Raw genomic sequence first — 25,468 nt, 5'->3', positions numbered from 1 at the left:
CGATCCCATCATGAGGATTTCCCCTATCCGGCCCCTCATGTCCCCCAGTCGACCTAATCTCTGGTCATGACGTCGCCTTCCGCGATCACGACGACCGGACAGCTGCGCGAGTCAGGGCACACGTTCCGCCCGTTGCGCGAGGAGCTGCGCGAGAACCTGCTGGCCGCGCTGGCCGAGGGCCGCGACCCGTGGCCGGGCATCCACGGCTTCGACACGACCGTCATCCCGCAGCTCGAGCGCGCGATCCTCGCGGGGCACGACATCGTGCTCCTCGGTGAGCGCGGGCAGGGCAAGACGCGGCTGCTGCGCAGCCTCGTCGGGCTGCTCGACGAGTGGTCGCCCGTCATCGAGGGGTCGGAGCTCGGGGAGCATCCGTTCCACCCCATAACCCCCGTCTCGATCCGTCGGGCCGCCGAGCTCGGCGACGACCTCCCGGTCGCGTGGCGGCATCGGTCGGAGCGGTACGCCGAGAAGCTCGCGACGCCCGACACGTCCGTCGCCGACCTCATCGGCGACATCGATCCGATCAAGGTCGCCGAGGGGCGGTCGCTCGGCGACCCGGAGACCATCCACTACGGGCTCGTTCCGCGCAGCCACCGCGGCATCGTCGCGATCAACGAGCTGCCCGACCTGGCCGAGCGCATCCAGGTGTCGCTGCTGAACGTCATGGAAGAGCGCGACATCCAGATCCGCGGGTATCTCCTGCGCCTCGACCTCGACGTGCTCGTCGTGGCCACGGCGAACCCCGAGGACTACACGAACCGCGGGCGCATCATCACCCCGCTGCAGGACCGCTTCGGCGCGGAGATCCGCACGCATTACCCGCTGACGATCGCCGAGGAGATCGCGGTGATCCGGCAGGAGGCCGATCTCGTCGCCGAGGTGCCCGGGTACCTGCTCGAGGTGCTGGCCCGGTTCACCCGCAACCTCCGCGAGTCCGAGGCCGTCGACCAGCGGGCCGGCGTGTCCGCGCGGTTCGCGATCGCGGGCGCCGAGACCATCGCGGCCTCCGCGCTGCACCGCGCGACCCGGCAGCGCGAAGAGGTCGCCGTCGCGCGTCCGGTCGACCTCGAGACCGCCGTCGACGTCCTCGGCGGCAAGATCGAGTTCGAGACCGGTGAGGAGGGCCGCGAGCACGCGATCCTCGAGCACCTGCTGCGCACCGCCGTCGCCGACACCGCCCGCTCCTACTTCCGCGGGCTCGACTCCACGGTGCTCGTCGAGGCGCTGCGCGAGGGCGTGACCGTCATGACGGGCGAGCAGGTCTCGGCAGCGGACGTGCTGACGGCGATGCCCGTGCTCGGCGAGTCCGACCTGTACGACGAGGCCGCACGGCGACTCGATGCGAAGACACCGAGCGAGCGCGCCGGCGCGATGGAGCTGCTGCTCGAGTCGCTCTACCTCGAGCGCCGCATCGGCAAGGACACCGTCGCAGGAGAGACCGTGTATGGATGACCGGATGCCGCGCGCCGCGCGCCTCGGAAGGCTCCGCTGATGGTCCGGAGCTTCCACCGCGTGCCCGCGCACACCGCGCGGTACGGGCGATACGCGGGCGGCGATCCGCTCGCTCCCCCGGTGCGCGTGCGCGAGGCGCTCGAGGCGATCGGCCAGGACGTCATGTCGGGCACGTCGGCCGAGCACGCGGTGCGCGAGTACCTGCGACGCGGAAGCCGCGATCTCCAGGGGCTCGACGACCTCGCACGTCGCGTGCGCGAGCGACGCGCGGAGCTCGTGCGGCGGCATCGGCTCGACGGCACACTCGACGAGGTCCGCAAGCTGCTCGACCGGGCGGTGCTCGAGGAGCGCAAGCACCTCGTCAAGGACGTCGACCTCGAGGACGATGTTCGCGCGTTCTCCGAGCTGCGGCTCGAGAACCTGCCCGCGAGCACGGCGGCGGCCGTGAACGAGCTCTCCGACTACGACTGGCAGAGCCCGAGCGCGCGCGCCGACTACGACCGCATCCGCGATCTGCTCGGTCGTGAGCTGTTGGACCAGCGATTCGCAGGTCTCAAGAACGCGCTCGAGAACGCGACGGATGCCGACCGCCAGGCGATCCGCGACATGCTGAACGACCTCAACGATCTGCTCGAGAAGCGTCGGCTCGGCGAAGACACGCAAAAGGACTTCGACGAGTTCATGCGGAAGCACGGGGACCAGTTCCCGGAGCATCCGCAGAATCTCGATCAGCTGCTCGACACGCTCGCCGAGCGGTCCGCGGCCGCGCAGCGCATGCTCAACTCGATGACGCCGGAGCAGCGAGAGGAGCTCATGAACCTCTCGCAGCAGGCGTTCGGCTCCCCCGAGCTCATGCGCTCGCTCGCGCGACTCGACGACAACCTGCAGTCGCTGCGCCCGGGCGAGGACTGGACCGGATCGGCCTCGTTCTCCGGCGACGAGCCGACCGGCCTCGGCGAGGCCACCGGTATCATGCAGGATCTGTCGGATCTGGACTCCCTCACCGACCAGTTGAGCCAGTCGTACCCCGGCGCGCGCATGGACGACATCGACCTCGATGCGCTCGAGCGACTCATCGGCGAGCAGGCGGCCGTCGACGCGCGTACGCTGCGCGACCTCGAGCAGGAGCTGAAGGACACCGGCATGTTGCAGCGCGCGTCTGACGGGTCGCTCCGCCTGACGCCGCGCGCGATGCGCCAACTCGGCCGCGCGCTGCTCCGCGACGTCGCGACCCGCAGCACGGGACGCTCCGGCCGCCGCGAGACCCGGAACGCGGGCGCCGCGGGCGACCGCACGGGCGCGACGCGCGAGTGGGCGTTCGGCGACACCGAGCCGTGGGACATCCCCCGGACGATCTCGAACGCCGTGCTGCGGACCGTCGCCGACCGCGGCGACCCCTCGGGTGGAGTGCGCCTCGACACGAGCGACGTCGAGGTCGTCGAGACCGAGCAGCGCACGCAGGCCGCGGTCGCGCTGCTCGTCGACACGTCGTTCTCGATGGCGATGGACGGCCGGTGGGTGCCCATGAAGCGCACGGCGCTCGCGCTGCACCACCTCATCTCGACGCGCTTCCGCGGCGACACGCTGCAGCTCATCTCGTTCGCGCGCTACGCCGAGGTCATCGACATCGAGCAGCTGACCGCGAAGGACGCGGTGTGGGACAAGGGAACCAACCTCCACCATGCGCTGATGCTCGCGGGGCGCCACTTCAGGAAGCATCCGATCGCGCAGCCTGTCCTGCTGATCGTGACCGACGGCGAGCCGACCTCGCACCTCGATCAGGAGGGGAACGCGCACTTCGCGTACCCGCCGTCTCCCCGCACGGTCGCAGCGACCGTCCGCGAGCTCGACACGGTGCAGCGGCTCGGCGCGCAGACCACGTTCTTCCGCCTGGGCGACGACCCGGGGCTGGCGCGCTTCATCGACGCGCTCGCTCGGCGTGCTGGCGGCCAGGTCGTCGCGCCCGAGCTCAACGACCTCGGGCGGGCGGTCGTCGACAGCTACCTCGGCGCGCGGCACACCGGACGCGGGACTCCGGAGGAGTTCGGCGACATGCTCCGCGGCCGCTCCTGGTGGTGGTGACTCGGACTACCGGCGGCGCGAGGCCGGGCGTTCGTTCCCGCGCTTGTAATTGCCCGTGACGCGCGCCATCACGAGCTGAGGATCCTGGCGCTCGACGTCGGCGAGGAACTTCTGCGCCGCCGCCTTACGCAGTGTCGCGGCGACCCGCCCGTGGTGGCGGATCTCGATGCTGTCGCCGCGCACCGAGAAGTCGAAGCCGTCGGGTGGGGTGGCCATGAGTCGATGATGCCGTACGCGCCTGTGCAGGCACGGGAATACCGCGTATCGTCCCCGGGTTCTGCATGCAATATATTGCCAAGCAGGCGGAGCCAGCCCATCGGATCGGCCCGCTTCGTTCAGGCATCAACCAGTGATCGGAAGAGAGAAGAACATGAGCAACGACCAGGGCATCACGAACGTCGTGCTGGTTCACGGCGCATTCGCCGACGGCTCCGGGTGGCGTCGGGTGTACGACAACCTCACCGGCCGCGGCTACCGGGTCTCGATCGTCCAGAACCCTCTGACCTCGCTCGAGGACGACGTCGCGGCGACCAAGCGCGTGCTCGACCTGCAGGACGGCCCGACCATCCTCGTCGGCCACTCGTGGGCCGGCACCGTCATCACCGAGGCGGGCACGCACCCCAAGGTCGCGGGGCTCGTCTACGTCTCGGCGCTCGTCCCTGACGAAGGCCAGACGACCGCGCAGCAGTACGAGGGCTTCGCCCCGACGCCCAACTTCCCGATCGACACCGTCGAGGACGGCTTCGGGTTCCTGAACCTCGAGAAGTTCCACATCGGCTTCGCCGCCGACCTGAGCGATGCGGATGCCGCGTTCCTGCGCGACTCGCAGGTGCCGATCAACATGTCGGTGTTCGCCACGCCCGTGAAGACCGCCGCCTGGCGCGACAAGCCGACCTGGGCCGTGATCGCCGGCGACGACCAGTCGTTCGACCAGGCGATGCTGCTGCACATGGCTGAGCGCGCGGGCGCCGAGATCACCGTGGTCCCGGGTGCGAGCCACGCGCTGTACATCTCGCAGTCCGAGGCCGTCGCCGACGTCATCGTCAAGGCCGCGGAGAACGCGCTCGTCGGCGCCCGCTGACCCACAACACCCGGCGGGGCGGCTCGAGCCATCGGGCCGGCCCGCCTCGTGTCACTCGGTCAGGGGGTCGCCCACCGGAAGACTGTGCCACATGTGGAACGCAAGCCGGGAGGCGCCCTCCGCATCGCCGGCCGCGCACAGGTCGATGAGCTGGGCGTGACGTTCCGCCGACGCGAATCGATCGATGGACAGGAAGCGCAGGGTCTCCGCGCGGCGGAGCACGGGCGTGTACTGCTCGAGCACGGAGGCGATCGCGGGACTCTGCGCGCCGACGACGAGCACGTCGTGGAAGGCGTCGTCCGCGGCGAGCGCCGCCTCTGCGTCCTCGGCCTCGATCGCCGCGGTGAAGCGCGCGTTCGCCTGGCGCATCCCCTCGAGCTGGTCGTCCGTGAGCAGGGGCACGCCGATCCGCGCGGCGAGGGCGTGCATCGCGGCGACGACGTCGCGCGCGTTGCGAACGGAGTCCTCGTCGACGACGGCGACCGTCGTCGACCGGCCCGGCCGTGCGACCACGAGCCCGCTTTCGCCCAGCCGAAGGAGGGCTTCGCGCACGGGGGTCCTGCTGACACCGAGCCACTCGGCCAGCTCACCGTCGCGGAGGCTCTCCCCCGGCGCGAGCGTGCCGTCGACGATCGCATCCCGCAGCTGGCGGTACACGTCGTCGCGAAGGAGCGTGCGAGCTTTCGACGGCGAGGACGAAGGTATCGGCATGCAATGTATTGCATGCCGATACCTTCGTCCAGTCAAGCCACCCCGCCGTGATTCTCACGCGGAGCCGGGTCGCAGCATCCGCCCGCTCATCCCAGCTTCCCTACCCCTCCCGCGAGTGCACGGCTTTCCGCCGAGGGCACGACCTGGCGGCGTCTGGTCGGCGTGCATTCGGCGACAAGTCATGCACTCGCTGAACGCCGGGGTGCCGAAGACGGGGACGGGCGACGGGACACGAGCGTCAGGCGCAGGCATGATCGCCGGTTTCGCCGCGCTCGAGGATGCAGGCGGTCGCCCGCGCCGCGTGATCGGCATCGACGCGAGCGCCAAGATCGACGAGACGCGCGACCAGGTCACGCGCATCGCTCGCGCCACCGCCGACCTGATCGGTGTCGAGCGCCCGCTGCGCGACGACGAGATCACGCTTCTCGGCGAGTGGGCCGGCGACCGCTACGGCATCCCGGTCGACTCGACGATCGACGCGATCCGGCTCACCGGTCGGCTCGAGGGTGTGATCCTCGACACCGTCTACGAGGGCAAGTCGATGGCCGGCCTGATCGATCTCGTCACGAGCCGCGAGATCCCGCGTGACAGCACGGTGCTGTTCGCCCACCTCGGCGGCCAGCCCGCGCTGAACGCGTACAGCGCGCTGTTCACGCACGGATGACCGGGGGCGCGATCGGCGGGACGTTCTGATTGATGTGGAAGAGGTTGGCGGGGTCGTAGTCGTGCTTGATCTCCGCGAGACGGTCGTAGTTGCCGCGGTACGCAGCGCGTACGCGGTCGTTCCCCTCGTCCATGATCATGTTCACGTAGGTGCCGGCGGCGGAGCCCGCGCGCAGCTCGCGCCAGTACGCGTCGGCCCAGCTCGAGATCTCGGGCAGGTTCGCGGGATCGGGGTCGATGCCCGCGATGACGCACACCCACCCCCCGTTGCGGAACGGGAACGCCGTGGCATCCGAGGTGGTCCGGGTGGCGGCGCCGCTGATGGGGTACATGTGCATCGTCGACAGCGGTGACGGGATGGACTCCCCGAAGCGCTTGTGGATCGCCAGCGCGTCGTCCGTGATCTGCTCGTAGACGTCGGCCTTCCAGTGCCACTGCAGCCCCGAGGGGAGCAGTCCGTCGAACGCCGATTGCAGCGCGGGGAACGGCATCGGCTGCAGGCCGACGAGCAACGGCGACCCGAACTCGCTCACGGCGATGCGGAGCACCTCGGCGTCCTCGTCAGATCCGCTGCAGCACCACACGATCGCGCACACCTTCTTCGCCCACAGCTCCTCCGGGAAGGGCGCGGCCGACGGCACCTGCATGACGCCGATCCAGCCGTTCAGCTCGTCGGGGAGCGACGGGACCAGGTCGCCGTACCAGCGGAACACCTCCTCGGCATCCGCGATGTCGTAGAGGACCGGACCCGCGAACACCACCCCGTCCTCGCCCACGGGGTGGCAGCGGAAGACGAACGACGTGACGACGCCGAAGTTGCCGCCGCCCCCTCGCAGCGCCCAGAACAGGTCGGGGTGGTGGTCCGCATCCGCGGTCACGAACCGCCCGTCCGCCAGGACGACGTCGGCCGAGACGAGGTTGTCGACCGTCATGCCGTATCTGCGCGTGAGGTAGCCGACTCCCCCGCCGAGCGCGAGTCCCGCGACACCGGTGCTGGAGACGAATCCGGATGGCGTCGCGAGGCCGAAGGCCCCGGTGGCATGGTCGACGTCGGCCCACGTGCATCCGGCATCGACGCGGACCGTGCGGGCGACGGGATCGACGGTCGTCGACCGCAGCGCCGAGAAGTCGATGACGAGCGCATCGTCCCACACCCCGAAGCCCGCGCCGTGGTGTCCGCCGCCTCGGACGGCGAGCGTGATCCCCGCGTCGCGAGCGGTCTCCACGCACGCGATGACGTCCGCGACGTCCACGACGCGGACGACCGCGCGCGGACGCCGGTCCACTGCGCCGTTGTAGACGCGGCGCGCGGCGTCGTACTCGGGGTCGGCGGGACCGACGACGGTGCCTCGCACGCGGGTGCGGAGGTCGTTGATGGCTGCATCCGCCTCGACTGTCGTCGCCGCGGACCGTGTGTCGATGGACATTGTTGTTCTCCTTCATGCCCGGTGGAAAGATGACCGTTCAGACGCTACGAAGCGGATGCGGGGCGGGGAATGACCATTCCACCGGTTCTCATGTCCGTCCGTCCGGAATCTCTCCCGCAGCGGATGAGCCACCTCACTTCGGACGCTCCGAGCGTCCGAAGGTGTTCTCGTGGATGTCCTCTCCGATGTGCTGAACGCGGTGCGGCTGAGCGGCGCGGTGTTCTTCGACGTCGACGCCCGGGCGCCGTTCGTCACCGAGAGCCCGCCCCCTCAGGCGATCGCCGGGAGCGTGAAGGCGGACTCGGAGCACCTCATCGCCTTCCACGTCGTGGCGGAGGGCTCCTGCTGGGCGTATCCGGCCGAAGGCGACCAGCCGCCGGTGCGGATGCGCCGTGGAGAGATCGTCATCTACCCTGCAGGCGACGCCAACGTCCTGTCGTCGGAGCCAGGGCTGCGCGCCCGCGCGAACCCCGCGCTCTACTACGACCCGCCCGACCGAACGCTGCCGTTCCCGGTCGTGCTCAATCGCCGGTCCGACGGCGAGCACTGCCGGATGGTGTGCGGGTTCTTCGGCTGCGACACGCGCCCGTTCAACCCGCTCCTGAACTCGCTTCCCCCGCTCGTCCACGTGCCCGTCTCAGAGGAGAGCTGGCGCTGGATGACCGCACTGCTGGACCAGGCCGTCCACGAGCGGGTCGATGAGTCCCCGGGCCAGGAGGCGATGCTCACGAAGCTGTCCGAGCTGATGTTCCTCGAGGCGCTGCGCGCCCACGTCGCCTCCCTGCCGCCCGAGACCCGGAGCTGGATGTCGGGGCTCCGCGATCCTCAGGTCGGTCACGCGCTGCGGCTCATCCACGGCGAGTACGCCCAGCCGTGGACGCTCGACCGGCTTGCGCGGGCCACCGCGATGTCGCGGACCTCCTTCGCCGGCCGCTTCACGGAGTTCGTCGGGATCCCGCCGATGACATATCTGGCGCAATGGCGGATGCAGGTCGCTGCGCGACTGATGCGCACCACGTCGATGGGAGTCGCCCAGATCGCCGCCGAGGTGGGCTACCAGTCCGAATCGGCGCTGAGCCGGGCCTTCAAGCGCGCGGTCGGCGTCCCGCCCAGCGTGTGGCGGGACGGGGCGGGCTGAGCTCAGTCGTGCAGGTCCGGATGCGCCGCGATGTCGACGCCGTGGTTGTCGGGCGACGCGAGCGACCACCACAGGGGTGCGCGCGAGTCGTCGACGAGCCGCCCCCCGGCGGCGAGCGCGGCGTCCACGCGTGCCCGAGCCTGATCGGCCGGCACGTACACGTCGAAGTGCGTGCGGCCTCTGCCGGAGGCGTCGCCGGAGATCGGGTTGAACGCGAGCTGCGGTCCGCACCGCAGCGGGTCGACGGCATCCGTGTCGCCGAAGTCCTCGTAGCCCAGGGCTGCGACGAAGAACGGCCGGGCATCCGTCTGCGAGTGCTGGGCGACGTAGATGCCGACGGACTGAACGCGCGACGAGTCGGGCGTCAGCGGCAGCTCGGCCGCGGCGCGCGACACGGCGGCCGCGAACTGAGGCGCGGCGGCCGGGAGGCCCTCGGGATCGCGATACGGCACGCGCACGACGATTCCCTCCGGGCGGAGGTCGACATCGGGGAGGACGCCGAACCTCTCGGCCGCGTCGACGATCGCGGGCACGAGTCGCGCGGCATCCGCTATCGAATCCGCCCTGTAGACGACCTGCGGACCGGTTCCGGTGCCGCGCCAGTCGGACACGCCGGGTGCGCTGAGGAACTCCGCCCCCGTGATCAGTCCGGATCCGTTGGTTGCTTCGGCCATGGGAGCTCCTTCGCTCGATGCCGCTTCACGGTACTCGGGGGCGCCGACACGCGTCAGCCCGCGAGCCCCGGCCAGATGTGCGGCATCGCCGTGAGGATCTGCTCCACGCAGATGGCGAGCAGGATGAGGCCGAACAGCTTCTGGAAGATCTCCATGCCCGCCGGACCCAGCACCCTCGCGAGGTACGGGGCGAAGAAGAAGATGACCGCGGTGGCGATCGCAGAGAGCGCGATGATGAGGACGCCCCACAGGTAGTCCACGAGGCCCGGATTGTCCTTGCCGAACGCGATCACGAGGGCGATCGCACCGGGACCCGCCACGACCGGCATCGCCAGCGGGACGATCGCGGGCGACCCCTGGTTCTGCGTCGGGAGGATCGATCCCGTCCTCGTGAGCATCGCCCACGCGATGGTGGCGACGAACAGGAAGCCGGCGATCTTCAGCGCCGGGACGCTGATGCCGAAGAACTGCAGGATCACGGCGCCGAGGATGAGCGACAGCGTGAGAACCGCGAACACCCCGAGACCCGTGACGAGCGCGATGCGCCGCTGCTTGGCGGGGTCCACGTTCGCGGTGACGCTCAGGAACACGGGGATCGTGCCGATCGGATTGCAGATCGTGAACAGCGCGACGCCGGCGGTGATGAGTGTCGTCTCGTCCATTTCTCCTGCCCGTCTCGACGGTCACAGCCCCAGCGTGGAACACGTCGGCACCCTTGCCGGATGCATGTTCTCACGATCTGCGCCGGGTTCGCGTGAACGGATGCGGTGGCGCGTGTTCCACCGCTGCGGGACGCTGAAGGCATGACGGTCCAGCCGCGCGAGCGCGGCCCCGCGCAAGACGATCGCCCGCGGCTCATCGAACTGCTGGCGGCGCTCTCGGTGGCGACCGACCTCGGGATGGGCCAGCCCGCGGAGACGGCGCTCCGATCGTGTGTGCTCGCGACCGGTATCGCTCGAGCCATGGAGCTGCCCGACGACGACGTGCGCGCCACGTGCCTCAGCACGCTGCTGCGCCACATCGGCTGCACGGCGACGGCCGCCGCCGAGGCCCGGCTGTACGGCGACGAACTGGAGTCTCGCCGGGCCGCCCAGCCCGCAGACTTCGGCGATCGACGCGAGATGCTCGCACTCGCCCTGGCGTCGAGCCGCGGCACCGGGGCTCAGCGCCCATGGCGCACGGCGCGCACGATCGTCGGCGATCTGCGGCACGGTCGTGACATCGTCCTGTCGGTGTGCGACGCGGCGTCCATGCTCGCTGCTCGACTCCGGCTCGGCCCCAGTGTGGAGGCGGCCCTGTCGCAGCAGTTCGAGCGATGGGACGGCACGGGCCCACTGGGCATCGCGCACGACGGCGTCCCGCTGCCCGCCCGCATCATGGACGTCGCGACGCAGGCCGTGCTGTTCGCGCCCGACGGCTACGACGCGGTGCAAGAAATGGTCGACGCGCGCGCCGGCACGTGGTTCGACCCCGGAGTCGCCGACGTCTTCCAGCGTGCGGGGCGGGGGCTGCTGAGCGACCTCGAGAGCGCCGATCCGTGGCGGGCGATCCTCGATCGGGAACCCGCACCGATCGCATACATCGCAGACGCCGACCTCGACCGCATCGCCCGGTGCTTCGCCGACTTCGCCGACGTGAAGTCCCCATACACGCACGGCCACTCCGTCGAAGTCGCCTCCCTCTCCGAATCCGCCGGCCGCATGCTCGGACTCCCGGAGGACGAGGTCGCCGCACTGCGTCGCGCCGCCCTCCTCCACGACCTCGGCCGCGTGGCGATCTCGAGCGCGATCTGGGAGAAGCCCGGAGCACTCACCCACAGCGAGTGGGAGCTCGTGCGGCTGCATCCGTATCACACCGAGCGGATCCTCGCCGGCTCGCGCGCCCTCGACCCGCTCGCACGGACGGCGGGCATGCACCACGAGCGGCTCGACGGCAGCGGATACCCCCACCGGCTCTCGGCCGATGCGATCCCCCTCGCAGCGCGGGTGCTGGCCGCCGCGGACTGCTTCCAGGCGGCGACGCAGGACCGGGCCCACCGAACCGCGCTGACCGTGGATCAGGCCGCCGAGCTCGTGGTGTCCGAGGCGCGGGCCGGTCGGCTCGACGCCGATTGCGTCGCCGCGGTGGTCGAGGCATCCGGTCAGCGTCCACCGCGGTATCGTCGCGATTGGCCGGCGGGCCTCAGCGATCGCGAGGTAGACGTCCTGCGCCTGGTGTGCCGCGGGCTCACGAACGCGCAGATCGCGAAGCAACTCGTGATCTCACGCCGCACGGCCGAGCATCACGTCCAGCACATCTACGCGAAGATCGGACGTTCCACTCGCGCCGCCGCCATCCTGTTCGCGCTCGAGCACGACCTCGTCAGCCGCTGACGAACTCGCGCACGATCGCCGCGACCAGCTCCGGATGCGTCCGATGCGCAATGTGCGCGTGGCCGTCGAGCACCCTCACCGTCGCCTCCGGGAGAGCGGCGTGCGCGGCATCCGTCGCCTGTCTGATCTCGGGCGTGCTCTCGGAACCCGACAGCATCAGCGTCGGGACCGCGACCGGTCCGTGCACCCAGTCCGAATAGCGCCACGACTGCTCCGCGCGCGCCTCACGGGCGATCGTCGATCGCGTCGTCGTCGAACGCGAGCAGATCGCGCAGCACCATGACCACCGCCGCTTCGTCGTGTCCTTCGGCCAGGACCCGCTCGACCTCGTCGATCCAGCCGGCGGGATACGCGAGGCCGAGCCCGGGCTCGTACAGCACGAGATGACGGATGCTCCGCGTGAGCGCGCTCGCCCCCAGCGCGCAGCCGGCGCCGAAGGAGTGCCCGAACAGCACCACCGGGCCACCAGCGCGCGCAGCCACCGCGTCGACGACCGCCGCGACGTCGGCGAACTCGCGGTCGAGCGTGTACTCGCGCCCGTCGCCGCTGGCCCCGAAGCCCCGGCGGTCCATCGAGTAAGTCGTGAAGTCTCGGCTCAGGCACCGGACGAAGTCCGCCGACACGGTGTGGTCCTGGATGGACCCGTGCACCAGGACGATCGGCGGACCATGCCCTTCGACCCACACCGCGAGGCGGATGCCGTCCGGCGAGTGCACCCGGAACGACTCGTGGCCTGCGGCCTCGACGAAGGCCACCACCTCGGAGACGTACCGATCCGGGTGCGTCGCGTGCGGGAGGTGGCCGGCGCCTTCGTACGTCAGTCGGCGCGCCTGCGGCAGCAGCTCGGAGAGCCACTCCGTCACCGGACGGTAGATCGGCGGACTCCGGTCGCCCGAGGTGAGCAGAACCGGGCCGCGGTAGCGGGCGAGCCCTGCTGCATCGACGACGGAGGCCTCGGGGTCGCGCAGCTCGTCGAGGAAGCTCGGCGCGTTGGCGATCATCGTCGCGCGCGTCGGCTCGGGCATCCGCACCCAGTTGCCCGGTCCGAAGGCGACCTCATCGACGAACTGCTCCGCCGCACCGGCGCTGTCGCCCGCCCCTATGCGACGACCGACGTCCGCGAGCGGGCCGTCCGCAATCGCCGCGAACGCGACAGCGGCCGGCGTGGCCGGGTCGAGCACCCCGAACATCGGCGGTTCATGGATCACGATGCCGCGCACGAGCTCGGGGCGCGACGCCGCGAGCTGGAGCGTGATGACAGCGCCCGCGGAGTTGCCGGCAACCCACGACGGCGCGATGCCGAAATGCTCGATGAGGGCGGCGAGGTCGGCCGCGTCTTCGGAGAAGCGACCCTGCCCCGGCGGATGCTCGCTGTCGCTGTGACCTCGACGGTCGTAGGTGATCACGCGGAAGTGCTCGGCGAGTCCCGAGACGACGGGGTCCCAGTTGCGGTGAGAGCCCCAAGACCCGTGCACCAGCACGATCGCGGGGCCGTCACCGCCGGTGTCGGTGCAGGCGAGGCGCACGCCGTTGACGCTGACGAGCTCGACACCCGCCGGCGATCTCGGTCGCGTGGTCGACATGGTCCGCTCCTTCGCTCGGCTCCGATCGCAACGAGGCCAGCCTTCGCCGAAGCATCCGCGGCCGCATCGGCAGTTCTGCCCATTTCGGGTCGCGGGCATCTGCGGGCGGCGCGGCCATAATGGGCACGTGCAGCAACGCCTGGGGCGCGTGGCCACGACCGACGGAACCGAGATCGCGTACGCCTCGGTCGGTGAGGGGCGCCCGGTGGTGTACGTCAGCGGGTGGCTCAGCCACTTGCAGCTCAGCTGGGAGCTGCCCGAGGAGCGCGCGTTCTACGAGAGCATCGCGGACGGGTGCCGGCTCGTGCGGTATGACCGGGCCGGATGCGGGCTGTCGCCGGCATCCGGGCGATCGCCCTCGCTCGCGTACGAGCTCGAGCAGCTGTCCGCGGTGACGGCCACGCTCGGCCCCGAGCCGTTCGATGTGATCGGCTCCTCGATGGGCGCACTCGTCGCGGTCGCGTGGGCGGCGGAGCATCCGGGATCGGTTCGTCGTCTCGTGCTTTACGGCGGCTGGGTGTCGGGCCCGACCATCGCCGAGCCGGACGTCCGCGCGCACCTGCTCGGTCTGGTCGAGTCGCACTGGGGGCTCGGGTCCGACGTGCTGACCGACATCTTCGCCCCCGATGCGACCGCTGCCATGCGGCGGCAGGTCGCGCGGTACCAGCGAGCGTCCTCGACCGCCGAGACGGCTCGGTCCCTGCTGGCGATGAGCTACGACCTGGACGTGAGCGACCTCCTCCCGCGCGTCGAGGCGAAGACGCTCGTGCTGCACCGGGCCGAAGACCGGGCGGCTCCCGTCACGCAGGCGGAGGCATTGGCCGCCGGCATCCGGAACGCGGAGCTCCACGTCGTGCCCGGCCGCTCCCATCTCGCCTTCGCGGGCGACGTGCACAGCCTCGTGGTGCCGATCCGGAAGTTCCTCGGCCTGCGCCCGCTGCGGCGTGGGCCCCGGACGCTGACGCCCCGCCAGACCGAGGTCGCCGCGCTCGTCAGCGAAGGAGCCACGAACCGCGAGATCGCGACCCGGCTGGGCATCGACGAGCGCTCGGCCGAGGGACACGTCGAGCGGATCCGGGTGCGGCTCGGCTTCTCTTCCCGAGCGCAGATCGCCGCCTGGTACGCCGCGCAGCACGCCGAGCCATCGCCGCCGAAGTGAGGTAGTTCCACGCCTGATTCCGTGGAAGAAGCCGAGCACGCTGATGTCGACACCCACACACTCAGGAGTCGACATGACCGATATCGTGACCGGCCGCCCGTTCGAGATGGAGTTCGAGCGGCACGCCCTTCGCGGACGTTTCAACGCCGCGTTCTTCACAGCGATGGGCCCGTACATCGAGTGGACCCTCCGCCGTCGCAAGCAGCGGATCTTCGCAAACCTGCCCCGTGAGGTCGTCGAGATCGGCCCCGGCGTCGGTGCCAACCTCCGCTACCTGTCGCCGGGAACCACCCTCGTCGCCATCGAGCCCAACCCCTCCATGCACGGCCCGCTGAAGGAGGCCGCCCGCCGCCACGGCGTCGACCTCGACCTCCGCACGCGCCGGGCAGAGGCCACCGGCCTGGCGGACGACAGCGTGGACTGCGTGATCTCGTCGCTCGTGCTCTGCTCGGTGCAGGATCCGGCGGCCGTACTCGCCGAGGTGCGGCGGGTGCTGCATCCGGGCGGCACGTTCCGGTTCCTCGAGCACGTCGTCGCACCCGAGGGCACGCTGGCGCGACAGGCGCAGCGGATGCTCCGCCGCCCCTGGGCCTGGACGTTCGAGGGCTGCTCGTGCGAGCGCGACCTCGCGCAGGCGATCCGCGATGCGGGTTTCGAGAACGTCTGGATCGAGCCCTACCGCGTGCACTCCCCGTTCGTGCCGTTCAACACGCAGATCGTGGGGATGGCCTGGGCGTAGGGCTCAACGGCGCGGGGGCAGGCACTCGATCGGAACGAATCACATTGATGATCGGACGCCATCTCGATGGTTGACTGCGGACCTACCGGCATCCGCGCAGCTCATCGAGGAGAAACGACAATGGCATCGGAATCAGGCCAGAGTGAGCTCGTAGATGTGGCCGACGGAGTCCTCGCCTGGGTCCAGACGGACGGCACCTGGTGGCTCAACAACGCCGGAGCGCTCCACCACGACGGTGCGGTGCTCGTCGTCGACACCTGCGCCAGCGAGCGAAGGACTCGAGCATTCCTCGACGCAGTCGCCGGGGCGACCGACGGGGCGTCGCCTCGGTGGGCGGTGAACACGCACCACCACGGCGACCACGCGTACGGCAACGCCCTCCTGCCTGCGTCCACCGTGCTCGTCGGCCACACGAGGATGCGCGACGGACTTCGTGAGGACTTCATCTTCGACGCCTGCCCCCCGTATTGGAGCCCGACCCCCCAATGGGGAGCCATCGACGCCATCCGGCTGCCCGACCTCACCATCGACGAAGACTGCACGATCTTCCTCGGGGATCTCGCGGTCGAGGTGCGGCACCCGGGCTTCGCCGCCCACACCGACGGCGACGTCGTCGTCTTCATCCCGGATCGGCACACGCTGTTCGCCGGGGATCTCCTCTTCAACGGTCTGACTCCGATGCTCCTCATGGGGTCGCTCGACGGCGCACGGAGGTCGCTCGAATGGATCTCATCCCTGGGAGCCGAACACGTCGTCCCCGGGCACGGACCGGTCATCGGCGCCGCCGAACTCGATCGCGTACTCGACGACCACGACCGCTACTTCCGATTCATCGCCACGACTGCGGCAGAGAACTGGGCGAACGGGTGCACTCCTCTGGAAGCAGCGCAGCGCTGCCAACTCGGGGAGTTCGCAGCGCTGCCCGACTCAGAGCGTCTGGTCTTGAACTTGCACAAGGCCTACGCCGATCTGCAGGGGTCTGCGGTGGATCTTCGAGCCGCGATGGCCGATGCGGTGCTGTTCAACGGCGGCCCGCTTCACACGTCGCTCTGATGCTTCAGGAGAGGTCGAGGACGATCCTGCCGCGGAGTCCCCCGGCCTGCAACCTGCGATGAGCCTGCTGAGCCTCGGAGGCGGGGACGACGTCGGCGACACGCGGATCGAGGACGCGCTCCTCAGCCAGCTGGCGGATCTCGTCGAGCGCGCCGCTCCCGATGGCCTCGATCGAGATGATTGGCGTGACTCGGACGCGGTCGGTGCCGTCCCCCCGGTATCCGCGTACCGTCACGACGGCGCCGCCGTCGCGTACAGCAGGCAGCACCTCCGCACCCTGTACCGAGGCATCCACGAGACCGGCGACGCCGTCGGGATAGACCTCCCGGACGGCAGCGGCGAACCCGGGACCCCGCGGCACGACGACGTCGGCTCCGAGTCGGGAGACGAGCGCGCGGTCCTCGGCGGACGCGTCGGCGACCACGGTGAGGCCGGCGTGCTTCGCCAGCTGCACGACGTAGCCGCCGAGCGCGCCCGCCGCACCTGTGACCGCGAGGACATCTCCTGCATTCAGCGCGAGGGCGCGCAGGGCGAGCCACCCCGTCATGCCATTGAGCGGAAGGGTCGCCGCCTCCGCATGAGTGAGCCCACGCGGCGCCGCGGTCACCGTGGCCTCCGGAACGACGACGTCCGTGCGGTAAGCACCGTGCTCTCCCGAGGGGATCACGAGTGCGATGACCCGATCGCCCACGGCGACCGATGTGACGTCGGGGGCGATCTCGGTCACGACGCCCGCAGCATCCATCCCCGGGACATCGATCGTGATGGGACGATCCGACTGCGCCCGCCCACCGGTACGCACCACCACGTCGGTTGGATTCACCGCCGCTGCAAGCACGCGCAGCCTGACATGGCCGGGCTCGAGCGACTCCGGTCGAAGGCGCACGACCTGGAGCACTTCAGGCCCCCCATAATCGGCAAGTCCGACCGCCATGACGTCGTTGCTGTTCTCGTTCATTCGCTCTCCTTCTCGTGCGGCGGTTGTGAGGGTCCGGTGGAGGGCATCTGCGCATTCACCCGCATCCGCAGCTCCCGGCGCAGGATCTTCCCGGCGGTCGACTTGGGTATGGACTCGCAGAACTCCACCCGGCGGATGCGCTTGTAGGGGCTGACGCGGGCGGCGACGAACGACATGAGCTCGCCGGCGTCCGGCACGTCGTCGCCGCGGGGAACGACGAACGCGACGGGGATCTCACCGGCATCGGGGTGCACTTGTCCGACGACGGCCGCGTCCGCCACGAGCGGATGCGAGATCAGGAGCGCCTCCAGCTCAGCCGGTGGCACTGGATAGCCCTTGTACTTGATGAGCTCCTTGAGCCGATCCAGAACGTAGACGTTGAGGTCGGAGTCGACGGCGACGAGGTCGCCGGTGTGAAGAAAGCCCTCGCTGTCGATGGTCTCGGCCGTGGCCCGCGGGTTGTCGAGGTACCCGCTCATGACGTTGGGCCCACGCACCCACAACTCACCGACCTCGCTGAGGCCTGTGTCGGGCGGCTGGATGAGGCTGCCGTCGAGCCCGACGATCCGATTCTCGGTACCGGGTACGGGTGGGCCGACGCTCCCGCGGGGTGCGCCCTCCCCATGTCCGGCGAAGTGGGAGACGGGGCTCATCTCGCTCATCCCGTATCCCTGCCGAACCCGGACGCCCAGCCGGCGTTCGAGGGCAGCGCTCAGCTTCTCGTCCAGGGGGGCGGCGCCCGAGAAGAGCTCGCGCAAGGTCGAGAGATCGGCTCCGTCGACGGAAGGATGTTTCGCGAGCAGCAGCGCTATCGGAGGAGCGATGAACGCGAACGTCGCGCGCCGGCTCTCAATGAGGCGCAAGAACTTGTCGAGGTCGAACCGCGCCATGGTGACGAGCGTCGCGCGCCGGCGGAGCACCAGGCTGACGAGCATCGTCAGGCCGTAGATGTGGAAGAACGGAAGGACTCCCATCACGACGTCGTCGCGCTCGATTCCCATCCGGTCCTCGATCTGGACGACGTTGGCAACCAGATTGCGGTGACTCAATCGCACCCCTTTCGGATACCCGGTGGTGCCCGAAGAGAACGGGAGGACGACATCGTGCAGCGGCGGCGCCCACGATGTCGGGCCTTCCACCGGCGCTGCGGCCAACTCGGTCACATCGATCACGTGCGCTTCGCGTACTCCTGCATCCCGACCCGCCGCCCGTCCTCTGTCGAGCAGATCGGGATCGCTGATCAGGAACTCCGCTCCCGCTGCGACCAGCTGGCGACTGACGTCCTGCTCGGTCGCCAGCACGGGGATGGGCGTTGCCGTCGCTCCGATCGCGCCTATCGCGTGGAAGGCGATGACGAACCGCGGTGAGTTGGACGCGTGGAGCGCGACCACGTCACCGGCGGCCACTCCCCGATCTGTCAGCGCCCTCGCCGCCGCGGCGATTCTCTCCACCAGCTCGCCGTACGACAGGACTGCGCCCGTCCCGCCGTCCACGATGGCCGGCCGGGCGATGTCGGCTTCCGCCAAGTCGCCCAGGAGAAGCTCCTGGAGAGCCACACAGGGGATCTCGGGATGGGGGAATGGGCTGGAGAACGTCACGTCAGTCGCAGGGGGGTGACGTCGACGCCGGGGACCACCGTCTGTCTCGTTTCGCCCAGCACCCCGCCCCACAGGCTCACGACATCGCCGGGCGACAGCCAGGTGAACTCGGCGGGATCCGCGCCGTCGACATGCTCCAGCAGGCAACCACCGGGCACCGTACCCGAACCGATGACGTCGCCCGGAGCCAGGTCGACCCCGCGCGAGATGTACGCGAGGAGCTCACCGAAAGTCCAGTCCATGAGAGCGAGATTTCCGCGCGTGAGCTCCCGACCGTTGACGGATGCCGCGAGCTCGATCGAGAGCCGGCCGTCACCGTCGCGGAGTGGTTCGAGCTCGTCGGCCGTGATCAGAGCGGGTCCGAGCGTCGTGGCCGCGTCCTTGCTCTTGCCCATGCCGATGCCGAGCGCGAAATCGCGCATCTGGTGATCACGCGCGGTCCAGTCGTTGAACAGCGTGTAGCCGATGATGTGCTTCTCAGCACGGGCGGGGTGAAGATCGCGGCCACCGGCGCCGATGACCGCACCCACCTCGAGCTCCAGGTCGAACATCCGGCTTCCGGCGGCGATGGCGACATCGTCATACGGCCCGAGCACCGCTCCGGCGTTGGTGAAGTAGAACCCCGGCCCGTCCAGCCACGCGGGATCGATGTCACCGGGCATCCGCAGAGCACGCCGCGCGTTCCGGAGGTGATCGAGGAAGCAGAGACCGTCACGCATAGACGTGGGCCTCGGCAACGGCGCAAGCAGACGAACGTCCTCGAGGCGGCGGACCTCGTGCGGAGACCGCCGCGCCGACGCCCCGGCCTCGGCGAGCCCCGACGCACCGAGCTCGACCAGACTCAGCAGGTCCACGCCGGGGCCGAGTCCTCGAATGGAGTCCTCGTCGACGATGCCGGTGCGGACACCGTCACCGCCGTCATACGTCACCCACCGCATCAGCGCACCTCTCCCGGGTTGAGCGACCGCTCAGCGAACGCACTCATCGGCCGGCACCGGCGAGCGCGGCCTGAGCCGCTGCCACGGCCTGCTGATAGAACGGCTGCGCGAGCGGCTCGACGGCCGCCAGAGCGCCCGGCGGCGTACCCGGCAGAGTGCGCCCGGCGGCGCGCACGCGGTCGAGGATGCGCTGGGCCGCCGCATCCGCTCGCCGCGTCACGTCAGTCAGATCCGCGGTGAGGAGTCGACCGTCACGTTTCACGACGCGACCATCGACGAGCACGGTGCGCACATCCGCGGTGGTCGTCTGGAACAGCAACGTCCCGTAGGGATCAATATGCGGATGCTGCTCCAGCGCGGGGCCGCCGACGAGCTGCAGGTCCGCACGCTTCCCCGGCGTGAGGGATCCGATCCGGTCGCTCATACCGAGCGCGGCCGCCGCGTTCACTGTGGCCCAGTCCATGGCCTCTCGCGCCGTTACGGGAACGGATTCGGGCATGGCCGCCGAGTCGAGGATGGGGTCGAAGGCATCGGCGCGCGCGCAGGCCAGCCCGAATCGCAGCTCGTGCCAGATGTCCCCGCTGTTGAGCGATGTGATGTCGGTCGACATCGTCGGCGCGATTCCGTGGCGACGGCATTGGTCGAACACGGGGCGCCCGAAGCCCATGTTCATCTCCGTCTGCACCGAGATGGAGACCTTTCCGCCGCTGCGGGCAAGACGTTCCCAGTCCGCATCGCCGAGGTCGGTGCAGTGCACATGCACGATGTCGGGACCGAGCAGGCCGAGGGCGTCCATCTCCTCGACCCCCCGCACGATGACGCCCCCGAAGACGCACCCGGTGTGATTGACCAGCAGGGCCCCGCGTGCACGAGCTGCTTCCAGCTCTGCGACCGTCATCGCCCAGGGCTGCCCGAAGACCTCCGCCAGGGCGACGCCGAGCGTGAGAAGCCCCTCATCGGCGAAGTAGGTGTCCGCGACTCGATGGAAGTCGGCGATGCGAGCGGCGTGGTCGCCGAAACGGCTGCTGCCCGGAGAGCTTTCGAAGAACCCGTAGCCGAACACTGCGCGGATGCCCGCATCACGAAGGCCGGCCACTGCTCCGTCAGCGTGGGCCGGCGTGTTGTTGCAGTGGGAGAAGTCGAGGATCGTGGTGACGCCGGCGCTGAGCGCTTCGGTGGCCCCGACGAAGTTGCCCAACCGCACGTCTTCCGGGGTGTACTCGGGAGAGATGCCCAACCTCATGCCGAACCAGTAGTCCGCCAAGGTCCAGTCGGCGCAGATGCCGCGGACGAGCGATTGCCACGTGTGCCGATGGGTGTCGATCAACCCTGGCAGCACGAAGTGTCCCGACGCGTCGATGACCTCGGCGTCGGTCACTCCGAGATCGCGGCCCACTGCGGCGATGCGGCCGTCCTCGATCAGAACGTCGCCGACAGGAAGATCCCCGATGTCCGGATCCATCGTCAGCACGTGGCCGCCGTGGACGACCGTGCGATGTGCGCTCATTTCCACCTCCGTTGGTGCGATTGCCTCCCACTAAGCTGCCGGTCGAAGAGCGGCTGATCATCAGCGGATTCGGTTGCGATGAACCGCGAGCCCGGGGCTAGCATGAACGCATCACTTGCGAGGTGGTGGACATGGATGTCCGTGCGTTGCGGTACGCGATCACGCTTGCCGACGAACTCCACTTCGGTCGCGCAGCCAGCCGCCACTTCATAGCCGCTCAGCCGTTCGGCCGAAGGATCCAGGACCTCGAACGCGACCTGGGGACGCGCCTTTTCGATCGCACGAGCAGGCGCGTCACCCTCACGGTCGCGGGGGAGAGATTTCTGCTGCGTGCACGGCGGGTGCTCGCTGACCTGGATGCCCTCGAGGCGCTCGGCGGACAGCGCATCGACGCTCGGGATAGCGGCACACTGCGCGTCGGAGTCCTGGGGTTCGGCCTCGCAGACCGGTGGCGGACGGTCCGCGGCGTGCTGGAGATGCAGCATCCGGGCGTAAGGCTCGCGTTCGTCGAACTGGATTGGCAGAACCAGTACGAACTCGTCCGCACCGGCGATGTCGACGTCGCCATCGTGCACGACGTGGGCGGCGCGGACGGGCTCCGTATCGAACCGGCGCTGCTGTCGCCCCTCGTCGCCGTCGTGCCGCGCGAGTCGGAGCTTGCCGAAGCGGAGACCCTGGACGAATCGGAGTTGGACGATCGGCCGCGCGTGCGGCTCGTCGGCCACGTGGGCCTCGCCGCCTGGGGAGGCGGTCCACCGCGGAGGGGCGACGTGCAGGTTCGCACTCCGAGCAGCCTGCCAGCCGCGGTCGCCGTGACCGGCCATATCGGCGTGCACGGAGAGCAGGCATCGCGATACTTCCCGCACCCCGACGTGCGCTACGTGCCGATGTCCGGACCGGACGCCGTGGTTGCCGTCGCATCGCGGCCCCGGGACGACTCTCCGCTGGTCACGGCTTTCCGCACAGCCGTGCAGGCGAGCGAGCCCGTGCTGCGCCTCGAAGACCGCGCGGAGGCACGGAGCGGGAGCGAGCGGTACTGACCTCGACCGTCAGCGGGTCTTGGGGTGAGCGGCTATGGCGATTGTGTGGGGCGGGCGGGGGTCCATGTCGCTGCGGGGTCCACGGCCTGGGCGATGCGGTGACTGATGGCGCCGAGTTGGCGGGCCTGGTGATCGGTGAGCGGTTCGAACACGAGCTGCCGGACGAGCGCGTGGTGCGCCGGCGTCGACCGGGCCACCAGATCGCGTCCGGAGTCGGTGAGCACGGCGAGCGTCACTCTGCCGTCGGCGGGATCGATCTCGCGACGAACCCATCCCTTCTGCTCCAATCGTGAGGTCGCGCGGGAAAGCCGAGAAAGCGTGCTGCTCGCGTAGCCGGCCAGGGTACTCAAGCGCAGCGTGTGATCAGGAGCCGCGTCGAGCGCGAAGAGCAGGCCGTGCTCGAAGTGGGTCAGGCCGCTGTCGCGCTGGAGCTGCGCGTCCAGTGCTGCGGGGAGTCGCACGAGGAGCGTCGCGAGGGATGCCCACACCTCGAGCTGGGCCTCGGTGAGACCGGATGGCGTAGAGGGTGTCGTCACGGAATGAGGCTATGACACGGCCGAGAACGTCAGTCACGCCACGCCAAGACACTTGCTCAAGCAAGTGAACCGTGTCTAAATTTACTTGCCCAAGCAAGTAAACGTGGTGCGCGTCGCATCGAAGAGGAGAGGCACATGGAACTGCAGCTGCAGGGCAGGACGGCGTTTGTGAGCGGATCGACCCAGGGGATCGGCTTCGCCATCGCGTCCGCGCTCGCCGCGGAAGGCGTGCGGGTGATCGTGAACGGGCGATCCTCGGGTCGCGTCGACGCGGCCGTGGCCAGACTCCGCGAAGCTCACCGCGGAGTCGATCACCTCGGGCTCGTCGCCGACTTCGCGTCTCCCGACGAGGTGGTACGGCTGTTGGAGGATCTGGGTGACGTCGACATCCTCGTGAACAATGTCGGGCTCTTCGGGCTGGCGGACTTCGGATCCATCTCCGATGACGAGTGGGCCCGGTACCTCGACGTGAACCTGATGAGCGCAGTTCGCCTGTCGAGACACGTGGTGGGCGGCATGCTGCAGCGCGGGTGGGGACGGATCCTGTTGATCAGCAGCGAATCCGGGGTCAATGTACCGGCGGACATGGTGCACTACGGCGTGACCAAGGCGGCGATGATCGCTCTCGGCAACGGGCTCGCGAAGCTCACTCGCGGCAGCGCCGTCACCGTCAACACTGTGCTGGGTGGGCCCACCTATTCCGACGGCGTCGCGGCGACCGTCGAGTCCATCGCGCACGCGCAGTCCGCTCCCGTCGAGGCCGTGAAGGCGGCGATCATCGGACAGAACGCGACCACACTGCTCCATCGGTTCATCGCCCCATCTGAGATTGCGAACATCGTGACCTATCTCGCCAGCCCTCTGGCATCCGCCACCAACGGCGCCGCGGTCCGGGCTGACGGTGGCGTTCTCACCGCGATGCTGTAGCCACGCACGCGCGCGCAGCCGCCTGCAGCAGCGAGCACCGGTCCGAGTAGATGCGGGCGACATCTTCGGGGCGGTAGCGGATCTTCGCCGCCCTGCCGCGTGAGGTCGTCGAGATCGGCCCCGGCGTCGGCGCGAACCTCCGCTCCTTCTCGCGGGGAACCACCCTCAGGCCGCATCAGCGGCTCTGCTCGCCCGCGCGAAGCGCCGGCCGAGACTGTCCGCCCAGCGGAGTCAGCCGGTCCTGGTGGAAGAAGCGCGACGCGCGAGCTCGCACGCGGCTCACGAGGTGCACGCGGCCATCCCGGTCGGGCCGGGCGACGAAGGGCTCGACCGGTGCGGGACCGACGAGCCGATCGCGGTCCTGCGCGTCCAGCTCGCGGTGGACTTCCAGGTATCCGCCGCCCGGGAGCCGCACGATCCGGCCGGTCTCGTAGCCGTGCAGCAGCATCTCGCGCTCCTTCTTCTGGAGGGCGACGCACACGCGACGGGTGACGTCGAACGCGACGATCGGCCCGAGGGGCACGAGCACCTGGAAGGTGGTGATCACGCCCTCCAGCGGGAAGCTCAGCTGGGTGGCGATCACGTCGGCACCGCCCGCACCCCAGAGCACCCCGAAGAAGACGATGCCTGCGACTCCGATGCCCGTGCGGATGGGCACGTTCCGCGGCCGATCCAGCGTGTGGTGCTCACGGGAGTCGCCGCTCACCCATTCCTCGACGAACGGATACACCGCCACGAGGAAGAGGAATGCGCCGACGACGAGGAGCGGCACGATGACGGCGAGCGTCCAGGTGCGGTCGAGCCACTCGAACTCCCAGCCCGGTGGCACCAGGCGCAGTGCTCCATCGAGGAACCCGGTGTACCAGTCCGGCTGGCTCCCGGCGGATGCGTCGCCGGGAGACGCCGGGCCGTACAGCCACACGGGAGCGATCGTCACGGTGCCGCCGATGAGGAAGAGCAGACCGGTCGTCGCGGCGAAGAGCCCGCCGGCACGGACGGCGAAGTTCGGCCAGGCGGGGACCGTGCGGTCGTTCCCCGGGAACTGCGCCGGCTCGTGGGCGTACGCGTCTCGCCACCGCCAGATCAGCAGCACGACGAGCAGCACGCCCGCGCCGAGGTGGAGCGGATACAGGTTCTCGATGATCTGCCCGGGGAACTCACCCCCGAACAGCAGCCGCGACAGCCAGGTGCCGATCACGGGGATGCCGAGCATGATGCCCTCGACGATTCGCAGTCCGGTCCCGGAGAGCATGTCGTCCGGCAGCGCGTAGCCGCTCCAGCCGCCGAGGAGCGCGGCGATCAGGAGCCCGAACAGCAGCAGCCACGACAGACGGCGGGGCCGGCGGAACGCGCCCGTGAAGAACGCGACGACCAGCTGCAGCATGATCGCGGCCGGCAGGAGCAGCGCGGCCCAGTGGTGCGTCTGGCGCAGCAGGATCCCTCCGGGCATCTCGAACGAGATGAAGAGCGTCGACTCGAGGGCCTTCGACATCTCCGCCCCGGCCAGCGGCACGTAGGGGCCGTGGTACGTCACGGCCCCACTCGACGGCGCGTACGCGGACATCAGGATGACGCCGGTTACGAACAGCACGAAGACGCACGCGAGTGCGATCACGCCGAACATGTTCGTCCAGTGCAGCGGTGCTCGCCGCGCCCCGAGCTTCGTGCGGCGAGCTTGCAGCCACCGCCCGGCGGCCGAGTGGATGACGACGCGCTCGAGACGGTCGGTGAACGACGGATGCGGCATCCGGTCGAGAATCGTTGGCATTGTGTGCCTCCTGCCCTCACCTGTGAGACACCGCCCGGTGCCGTTCTGTGACAGGCATC

General features: G+C 69.7%; 23 protein-coding genes and 1 pseudogene. 11 read left to right on the top strand and 13 right to left on the bottom strand.

Features of this window, described 5'->3' with window-relative positions; genetic code table 11:
* The first annotated feature begins 66 nt into the window (after positions 1-66).
* Both BJ991_RS05130 and BJ991_RS05125 read left to right on the top strand, forming a co-directional pair.
* A complete protein-coding gene (locus tag BJ991_RS05130) occupies positions 67-1,455 on the top strand; it encodes a sigma 54-interacting transcriptional regulator (RefSeq protein WP_179488053.1) in 1,389 nt (462 codons plus the stop codon).
* Between the two features lie 39 nt (positions 1,456-1,494).
* Positions 1,495-3,537 carry a vWA domain-containing protein gene (locus tag BJ991_RS05125; RefSeq protein ID WP_179488052.1) on the top strand — a complete coding sequence of 681 codons (2,043 nt, stop codon included), beginning with the start codon at positions 1,495-1,497 and terminating at the stop codon, positions 3,535-3,537.
* A 6-nt stretch (positions 3,538-3,543) separates the two neighbouring features.
* On the opposite strand, the gene BJ991_RS05120 is transcribed toward BJ991_RS05125, so the two are convergent.
* Positions 3,544-3,753 carry a hypothetical protein gene (locus BJ991_RS05120; RefSeq protein ID WP_179488051.1) on the bottom strand — a complete coding sequence of 70 codons (210 nt, stop codon included), beginning with the start codon at positions 3,751-3,753 and terminating at the stop codon, positions 3,544-3,546.
* A gap of 154 nt (positions 3,754-3,907) precedes the next feature.
* Between BJ991_RS05120 and BJ991_RS05115 the strand changes: the two genes are divergently transcribed.
* On the top strand, positions 3,908-4,618 hold the full coding sequence (locus tag BJ991_RS05115) for an alpha/beta fold hydrolase (RefSeq protein WP_179488050.1): 711 nt from the start codon (positions 3,908-3,910) through the stop codon (positions 4,616-4,618).
* A gap of 51 nt (positions 4,619-4,669) precedes the next feature.
* On the opposite strand, the gene BJ991_RS05110 is transcribed toward BJ991_RS05115, so the two are convergent.
* A complete protein-coding gene (locus BJ991_RS05110; protein ID WP_179488049.1) occupies positions 4,670-5,329 on the bottom strand; it encodes a GntR family transcriptional regulator in 660 nt (219 codons plus the stop codon).
* A gap of 229 nt (positions 5,330-5,558) precedes the next feature.
* Here BJ991_RS05110 and BJ991_RS05105 point away from each other — a divergent pair.
* Positions 5,559-5,993: pseudogene (locus tag BJ991_RS05105) on the top strand (pyridoxal-phosphate dependent enzyme); the annotation flags it as partial.
* On the opposite strand, the gene BJ991_RS05100 reads toward BJ991_RS05105, so the two are convergent.
* Positions 5,980-7,419, bottom strand: a complete 1,440-nt coding sequence (locus BJ991_RS05100) for an FAD-binding oxidoreductase (protein WP_179488048.1) — start codon at positions 7,417-7,419, stop codon at positions 5,980-5,982. The pseudogene BJ991_RS05105 and the gene BJ991_RS05100 overlap by 14 nt on opposite strands.
* A 169-nt stretch (positions 7,420-7,588) precedes the next feature.
* On the opposite strand from BJ991_RS05100, the gene BJ991_RS18765 reads away from it, so the two are divergent.
* Positions 7,589-8,557 (top strand): cupin domain-containing protein, encoded by a 969-nt coding sequence (locus tag BJ991_RS18765; protein WP_179488047.1) that lies wholly within the window; start codon positions 7,589-7,591, stop codon positions 8,555-8,557.
* Positions 8,558-8,559: 2 nt separating this feature from the next.
* Here the strand turns inward: BJ991_RS18765 and BJ991_RS05090 are convergent, their stop codons facing one another.
* Positions 8,560-9,231 (bottom strand): VOC family protein, encoded by a 672-nt coding sequence (locus BJ991_RS05090; RefSeq protein ID WP_179488046.1) that lies wholly within the window; start codon positions 9,229-9,231, stop codon positions 8,560-8,562.
* A gap of 53 nt (positions 9,232-9,284) precedes the next feature.
* Entirely contained in the window at positions 9,285-9,893 is a 609-nt protein-coding gene (locus tag BJ991_RS05085) for a MarC family protein (RefSeq protein WP_179488044.1), read from the bottom strand.
* A gap of 141 nt (positions 9,894-10,034) precedes the next feature.
* Here BJ991_RS05085 and BJ991_RS05080 point away from each other — a divergent pair, with 141 nt between their 5' ends.
* Positions 10,035-11,603, top strand: a complete 1,569-nt coding sequence (locus BJ991_RS05080) for an HD domain-containing phosphohydrolase (RefSeq protein WP_179488042.1) — start codon at positions 10,035-10,037, stop codon at positions 11,601-11,603.
* Here the strand turns inward: BJ991_RS05080 and BJ991_RS18195 are convergent.
* Together BJ991_RS18195 and BJ991_RS18190 are read right to left on the bottom strand one after the other, a co-directional pair.
* The gene (locus tag BJ991_RS18195; RefSeq protein WP_218852871.1) at positions 11,593-11,790 is read right to left on the bottom strand and encodes an alpha/beta fold hydrolase; all 198 of its coding nucleotides are present in this window, start codon (positions 11,788-11,790) and stop codon (positions 11,593-11,595) included. The two genes, BJ991_RS05080 and BJ991_RS18195, sit on opposite strands and share 11 nt — an antisense overlap.
* A gap of 37 nt (positions 11,791-11,827) precedes the next feature.
* Positions 11,828-13,186 (bottom strand): alpha/beta fold hydrolase, encoded by a 1,359-nt coding sequence (locus BJ991_RS18190; protein WP_218852870.1) that lies wholly within the window; start codon positions 13,184-13,186, stop codon positions 11,828-11,830.
* Between the two features lie 127 nt (positions 13,187-13,313).
* On the opposite strand from BJ991_RS18190, the gene BJ991_RS05065 reads away from it, so the two are divergent.
* The 3 genes from BJ991_RS05065 to BJ991_RS05055 all read left to right on the top strand — a co-directional run bounded on the left by BJ991_RS05065 (position 13,314) and on the right by BJ991_RS05055 (position 16,137).
* Positions 13,314-14,345, top strand: a complete 1,032-nt coding sequence (locus tag BJ991_RS05065) for an alpha/beta fold hydrolase (RefSeq protein ID WP_179488040.1) — start codon at positions 13,314-13,316, stop codon at positions 14,343-14,345.
* A gap of 73 nt (positions 14,346-14,418) precedes the next feature.
* Positions 14,419-15,084 carry a class I SAM-dependent methyltransferase gene (locus BJ991_RS05060; RefSeq protein ID WP_179488038.1) on the top strand — a complete coding sequence of 222 codons (666 nt, stop codon included), beginning with the start codon at positions 14,419-14,421 and terminating at the stop codon, positions 15,082-15,084.
* Between the two features lie 120 nt (positions 15,085-15,204).
* Entirely contained in the window at positions 15,205-16,137 is a 933-nt protein-coding gene (locus BJ991_RS05055; protein WP_179488036.1) for an MBL fold metallo-hydrolase, read from the top strand.
* Positions 16,138-16,141: 4 nt separating this feature from the next.
* Here the strand turns inward: BJ991_RS05055 and BJ991_RS05050 are convergent, their stop codons facing one another.
* The 4 genes from BJ991_RS05050 to BJ991_RS05035 form a co-directional block, all read right to left on the bottom strand.
* A complete protein-coding gene (locus BJ991_RS05050) occupies positions 16,142-17,095 on the bottom strand; it encodes an NADP-dependent oxidoreductase (protein ID WP_179488034.1) in 954 nt (317 codons plus the stop codon).
* Positions 17,092-18,621, bottom strand: coding sequence for an AMP-binding protein (locus BJ991_RS05045; protein ID WP_246301035.1), 1,530 nt, complete (start codon positions 18,619-18,621; stop codon positions 17,092-17,094). Before BJ991_RS05045 ends, BJ991_RS05050 begins: the two co-directional genes overlap by 4 nt.
* Positions 18,622-18,689: 68 nt before the next feature.
* Positions 18,690-19,631, bottom strand: a complete 942-nt coding sequence (locus BJ991_RS05040; RefSeq protein ID WP_179488029.1) for a fumarylacetoacetate hydrolase family protein — start codon at positions 19,629-19,631, stop codon at positions 18,690-18,692.
* A gap of 43 nt (positions 19,632-19,674) precedes the next feature.
* On the bottom strand, positions 19,675-21,138 hold the full coding sequence (locus tag BJ991_RS05035) for an amidohydrolase family protein (protein ID WP_179488027.1): 1,464 nt from the start codon (positions 21,136-21,138) through the stop codon (positions 19,675-19,677).
* 131 nt (positions 21,139-21,269) lie between these two features.
* Between BJ991_RS05035 and BJ991_RS05030 the strand changes: the two genes are divergently transcribed.
* Positions 21,270-22,178 (top strand): LysR family transcriptional regulator, encoded by a 909-nt coding sequence (locus BJ991_RS05030; protein WP_179488025.1) that lies wholly within the window; start codon positions 21,270-21,272, stop codon positions 22,176-22,178.
* A gap of 32 nt (positions 22,179-22,210) precedes the next feature.
* Here the strand turns inward: BJ991_RS05030 and BJ991_RS05025 are convergent, their stop codons facing one another.
* Positions 22,211-22,714 carry a MarR family transcriptional regulator gene (locus BJ991_RS05025; protein ID WP_179488023.1) on the bottom strand — a complete coding sequence of 168 codons (504 nt, stop codon included), beginning with the start codon at positions 22,712-22,714 and terminating at the stop codon, positions 22,211-22,213.
* A 135-nt stretch (positions 22,715-22,849) separates the two neighbouring features.
* Between BJ991_RS05025 and BJ991_RS05020 the strand changes: the two genes are divergently transcribed.
* A complete protein-coding gene (locus BJ991_RS05020; RefSeq protein WP_179488021.1) occupies positions 22,850-23,641 on the top strand; it encodes an SDR family NAD(P)-dependent oxidoreductase in 792 nt (263 codons plus the stop codon).
* Positions 23,642-23,816: 175 nt separating this feature from the next.
* Here the strand turns inward: BJ991_RS05020 and BJ991_RS05015 are convergent, their stop codons facing one another.
* The gene (locus BJ991_RS05015; protein ID WP_179488019.1) at positions 23,817-25,409 is read right to left on the bottom strand and encodes a cytochrome b; all 1,593 of its coding nucleotides are present in this window, start codon (positions 25,407-25,409) and stop codon (positions 23,817-23,819) included.
* Positions 25,410-25,468: the final 59 nt, after the last annotated feature.

This window comes from Microbacterium immunditiarum, assembly GCF_013409785.1.
GTDB classification, from domain to species: Bacteria; Actinomycetota; Actinomycetes; order Actinomycetales; family Microbacteriaceae; genus Microbacterium; species Microbacterium immunditiarum.
Note: the sequence above shows the minus strand (reverse complement) of the source record. Positions and strands in the feature narration are given on the sequence as shown.

What these genes read in the sequence shown, in the direction of transcription:
- BJ991_RS05130 (WP_179488053.1), top strand. Translation starts at nt 67, where the DNA reads ATGACGTCGCCTTCCGCGATCACGACGACCGGACAGCTGCGCGAGTCA.
- BJ991_RS05050 (WP_179488034.1), bottom strand. Translation starts at nt 17,095, where the DNA reads ATGAACGAGAACAGCAACGACGTCATGGCGGTCGGACTTGCCGATTAT.
- BJ991_RS05040 (WP_179488029.1), bottom strand. Translation starts at nt 19,631, where the DNA reads ATGCGGTGGGTGACGTATGACGGCGGTGACGGTGTCCGCACCGGCATC.
- BJ991_RS05120 (WP_179488051.1), bottom strand. Translation starts at nt 3,753, where the DNA reads ATGGCCACCCCACCCGACGGCTTCGACTTCTCGGTGCGCGGCGACAGC.
- BJ991_RS05110 (WP_179488049.1), bottom strand. Translation starts at nt 5,329, where the DNA reads ATGCCGATACCTTCGTCCTCGCCGTCGAAAGCTCGCACGCTCCTTCGC.
- BJ991_RS18190 (WP_218852870.1), bottom strand. Translation starts at nt 13,186, where the DNA reads ATGTCGACCACGCGACCGAGATCGCCGGCGGGTGTCGAGCTCGTCAGC.
- BJ991_RS05085 (WP_179488044.1), bottom strand. Translation starts at nt 9,893, where the DNA reads ATGGACGAGACGACACTCATCACCGCCGGCGTCGCGCTGTTCACGATC.
- BJ991_RS05080 (WP_179488042.1), top strand. Translation starts at nt 10,035, where the DNA reads ATGACGGTCCAGCCGCGCGAGCGCGGCCCCGCGCAAGACGATCGCCCG.
- BJ991_RS05015 (WP_179488019.1), bottom strand. Translation starts at nt 25,409, where the DNA reads ATGCCAACGATTCTCGACCGGATGCCGCATCCGTCGTTCACCGACCGT.
- BJ991_RS05030 (WP_179488025.1), top strand. Translation starts at nt 21,270, where the DNA reads ATGGATGTCCGTGCGTTGCGGTACGCGATCACGCTTGCCGACGAACTC.
- BJ991_RS05125 (WP_179488052.1), top strand. Translation starts at nt 1,495, where the DNA reads ATGGTCCGGAGCTTCCACCGCGTGCCCGCGCACACCGCGCGGTACGGG.
- BJ991_RS05100 (WP_179488048.1), bottom strand. Translation starts at nt 7,419, where the DNA reads ATGTCCATCGACACACGGTCCGCGGCGACGACAGTCGAGGCGGATGCA.
- BJ991_RS05115 (WP_179488050.1), top strand. Translation starts at nt 3,908, where the DNA reads ATGAGCAACGACCAGGGCATCACGAACGTCGTGCTGGTTCACGGCGCA.
- BJ991_RS05060 (WP_179488038.1), top strand. Translation starts at nt 14,419, where the DNA reads ATGACCGATATCGTGACCGGCCGCCCGTTCGAGATGGAGTTCGAGCGG.
- BJ991_RS05035 (WP_179488027.1), bottom strand. Translation starts at nt 21,138, where the DNA reads ATGAGCGCACATCGCACGGTCGTCCACGGCGGCCACGTGCTGACGATG.
- BJ991_RS05020 (WP_179488021.1), top strand. Translation starts at nt 22,850, where the DNA reads ATGGAACTGCAGCTGCAGGGCAGGACGGCGTTTGTGAGCGGATCGACC.
- BJ991_RS05055 (WP_179488036.1), top strand. Translation starts at nt 15,205, where the DNA reads ATGGCATCGGAATCAGGCCAGAGTGAGCTCGTAGATGTGGCCGACGGA.
- BJ991_RS05090 (WP_179488046.1), bottom strand. Translation starts at nt 9,231, where the DNA reads ATGGCCGAAGCAACCAACGGATCCGGACTGATCACGGGGGCGGAGTTC.